This is a genomic window from Mycobacterium sp. (assembly GCF_040509115.1).
Classification (GTDB): Bacteria; Actinomycetota; Actinomycetes; order Mycobacteriales; family Mycobacteriaceae; genus Mycobacterium.
Genome location: NZ_JBEVLO010000316.1, coordinates 1 through 3,389 on the forward strand (window position 1 = coordinate 1; position 3,389 = coordinate 3,389).

The 3,389-nt window shown below is 68.0% G+C and carries 4 protein-coding genes; all 4 read right to left on the reverse strand.

The features are described from left to right. Positions 1–1,262 (reverse strand): acetyl-CoA carboxylase biotin carboxylase subunit (locus tag ABW137_RS22290; protein ID WP_526403622.1); only part of this gene is annotated, 1,262 nt, incomplete at its 3' end. 125 nt (positions 1,263–1,387) lie between these two features. Continuing rightward, positions 1,388–1,807, reverse strand: a complete 420-nt coding sequence (locus tag ABW137_RS22295; protein ID WP_526403623.1) for a SufE family protein — start codon at positions 1,805–1,807, stop codon at positions 1,388–1,390. Between the two features lie 28 nt (positions 1,808–1,835). Further along, complete coding sequence (locus ABW137_RS22300; RefSeq protein ID WP_526403624.1) at positions 1,836–2,723, reverse strand: sulfurtransferase; 888 nt, start codon at positions 2,721–2,723, stop codon at positions 1,836–1,838. 10 nt (positions 2,724–2,733) lie between these two features. Continuing rightward, on the reverse strand, positions 2,734–3,389 hold a 656-nt coding region (locus tag ABW137_RS22305; RefSeq protein ID WP_526403625.1), incomplete at its 5' end, for a Maf family protein.

A 3,389-nucleotide genomic window follows, 5' to 3' on the forward strand; every position in this document is an offset into this window, starting at 1 on the left:
AGGCCCTCGACGGTGAACTCGGCCAGCGCACGGCGCGAACGTTCCAGGGCCTCGTCGCGGGTGGCACCCGTGACGATCAGCTTGGCCAGCATCGAGTCGAACTGGCCGCCGATCACCGACCCGGACTCCACGCCGGAGTCCAGACGCACGCCGGGACCCGTCGGCGGATCGAACTTCGTCACCGGGCCGGGGGCGGGAAGGAAGCCGCGGCCGGCGTCCTCACCGTTGATGCGGAACTCGAAGCTGTGGCCACGTGGCGTCGGGTCCTCGGTGATGTCGAGGGCTTCGCCGTCGGCGATGCGGAACTGCTGGCGAACCAGGTCGATCCCCGAGGTCTCCTCGGTGACCGGATGCTCGACCTGCAGGCGGGTGTTCACCTCGAGGAACGAGATCAGCCCGTCCTGACCGACGAGATACTCGACGGTGCCTGCACCGTAGTAGCCGGCCTCCTTGCAGATCCGCTTGGCGGATTCGTGAATCTCCTTGCGCTGCGCCTCGGTCAGGAACGGCGCGGGCGCCTCCTCGACCAGCTTCTGGAATCGACGCTGCAGCGAGCAGTCACGGGTGCCCGCGACGACGACGTTGCCATGCGTGTCGGCGATGACCTGAGCCTCGACGTGGCGCGGCTTGTCCAGGTACCGCTCGACGAAGCACTCGCCACGGCCGAACGCCGAGACCGCCTCACGCGTCGCGGAGTCGAACAGCTCGGGAATCTCCTCGATGGTGCGCGCGACCTTCATGCCGCGGCCACCGCCACCGAATGCCGCCTTGATGGCGACCGGAACGCCGTACTCCTGCGCGAACGCGACGACCTCGTCGGCGTCCTTGACCGGGTCCGGGGTGCCGGGAACCAACGGCGCGTCGGCCTTGGCGGCGATGTGGCGGGCGGTCACCTTGTCGCCGAGGTCGCGGATCGACTGCGGGCTGGGTCCGATCCAGATCAGCCCCGCGTCCAAGACGGCCTGCGCGAAGTCGGCGTTCTCCGACAGGAAGCCGTATCCGGGGTGGATCGCGTTGGCGCCGGACTTCGCCGCGGCGTCGAGGATCTTGGCGAAGTCCAGGTAGGACTCGGCCGAGGTCTGGCCACCCAGCGCGAAGGCCTCGTCGGCCAACCGGACGTGCGGCGCATCTGCATCGGGATCGGCGTACACGGCCACGCTGCCCAGCCCGGCGTCCTTCGCTGCGCGGATCACCCGGACGGCGATCTCGCCGCGGTTGGCGACGAGCACCTTGGAGATCTTCGAGCTGGCGTGACTGGGCACAGGGCCTCCTGATGCGTGTGTTTCTAAGAAACGTCTTTAAGAATATGTTCGGGGGCAGTTTAAGGGGCGGACCCCCATACCGAGCGAACCGGGATCCCTTACTCGCCGGTAGGTTTCGGGATGACCTAAGCCGACTCGCGGAGCCGCCGCTTGATTCGGGCCAGCATCGCCGCCATTCCCCGCAGACGCAGCGGGCTGATCAGGGCGGCAAGGCCCAGATCGGTGTAGAAGTCGTCTGGCACGGCGAGGATCTCCTCGGCGGAGTGCTCGTCGAGTCCGGCGGCCAGGATCGAGGCGAACCCGCGCGTCGTTGGCGCCTCTGCGGGAGCGCTGAAGAACAACCTCACGTGGTCGCGGTCGGCGGCATCGACGTGAAGGAACAGCGGGGACTGGCATTCGGGCACCGGCTCCATCGCCGCCTCTTCGAGATCTGCAGGCAGGGGCGGCAGATCGTTGGAGAACTCAAGCAGCAACTGCAGCTTGTCCTGGCCCTGCATGTCGGCGAAGTCGGAGACGACCTCCGCCAACGCGGACGGAAGGCTCATCGGCTCATCGCTCGCTCGCAAGCGTCGCTCACGGAGCTTCGCCAGGCTCTTCCCCGACGGCGACGGGTACCCGAACGGCATTGCCCCACTCCGTCCAAGAGCCGTCGTAGTTGCGCACGCCGGGCAGCCCGAGCAGATGCGTCAACACGAACCAGGTGTGGCTGGACCGCTCGCCGATGCGGCAGTACACCACCGTCTTGTCCTCGGGGGTCAGGAATCCGTACAGCGCGTCGAGCTCGGCGCGACTGCGGAACTTGCCGCTGTCCTCTGCTGCCTTGGCCCACGGGATCGACTTGGCCGTCGGAATGTGGCCGCCGCGCAGCGCGCCCTCCTCCGGGTAGTCCGGCATGTGGGTGCGCTCCCCGGTGTACTCCAGCGGCGAGCGGACGTCGATCAGCGGCTCGGCGCCGAGGATCGCGAGGACGTCGTCCTTGTAGGCGCGGATGTCGGCGTCGTTGCGCTCGACGACCGGATACCCGGTGGTCGTCTTGGAGGGCACGTCCAGGGTGGTGTCGCGTCCATTGGACACCCACAGGTCGCGGCCACCGTCGAGCAGGCGCACGTCGGGATGCCCAAACAACGTGAAGACCCAGAGCGCGTATGCGGCCCACCAGTTGCTCTTGTCGCCGTAGATCACGACGGTGTCGTCGCGGCTGATGCCCTTGCGGTCCATCAAAGCCGCGAACTGGGCGCCGTCGATGTAGTCGCGAACCGTGGGGTCGTTGAGGTCGACGTGCCAGTCGATCTTCACCGCCCCGGGAACGTGGCCGGTGTCATACAGGAGGACGTCCTCGTCGGATTCGACGATGGCCAGGCCTGCACGGCCGATGTTTCCCGCCAGCCAGTCGGCGGTGACCAGTCGTTCGGGGTGGGCGTAGGCGGCGAGGGACGGATGCGGATCCGCGGGCAAAGGCACGGGTTAGAGCCTACTTGTTCTCCGCCGGTGGGAAAGGCTCCATGTCACCCGTCGCTTCACTCGCCCCGGGGACGGGATTGTCGATCCAGAGCTGAGCGATGGACAGGCCGAGGCCGGCCAGCATCCGCCGAATCATGGGAAGGCCGATGCCGATCACCGCCGAAGGATCGCCGGTCACGCCCTCGACGAACCAGCCGCCGAGCCCGTCGAGGGTGAAGCCCCCGGCCACGGCCGTCGGCTCGCCGCTGGCCGCGTAGGCAGCCAGGTCGCCCTCGGACGGGGTGCCGAAGTGCACCGTGGTGACCGCGTGCTGAGCGGCCATATCGTGAATTTCGTTGTCGCGCAAGCGAATGACACTGTGGCCGGTGAAGAGTTCGCCAGAACTGCCCGCCATGGCGCGCCACCCCTCGACGGCAGCCGCGGCCGACGCAGGCTTGCCCAAGAGCTGCCCGCCGCGGTAGAGCATCGAATCGCAACCGATCACCACGCAGTCCGCCCCGACACCTGGCTCCAGCGTCCGCGCCACGGCCTTCGCCTTGGCGGTCGCCAACGCCGTCGTGGTCTCGCCGGGACCGCAACCCTGGGGTAGTGCCGCGACGACGGCGTCCTCGTCGACACCCGAGACGATCACCAACGGATCGATGCCCGCGCCACGCAACACCTTCA

What these genes read in the sequence shown, in the direction of transcription:
- ABW137_RS22295 (WP_526403623.1), bottom strand. Translation starts at nt 1,807, where the DNA reads ATGAGCCTTCCGTCCGCGTTGGCGGAGGTCGTCTCCGACTTCGCCGAC.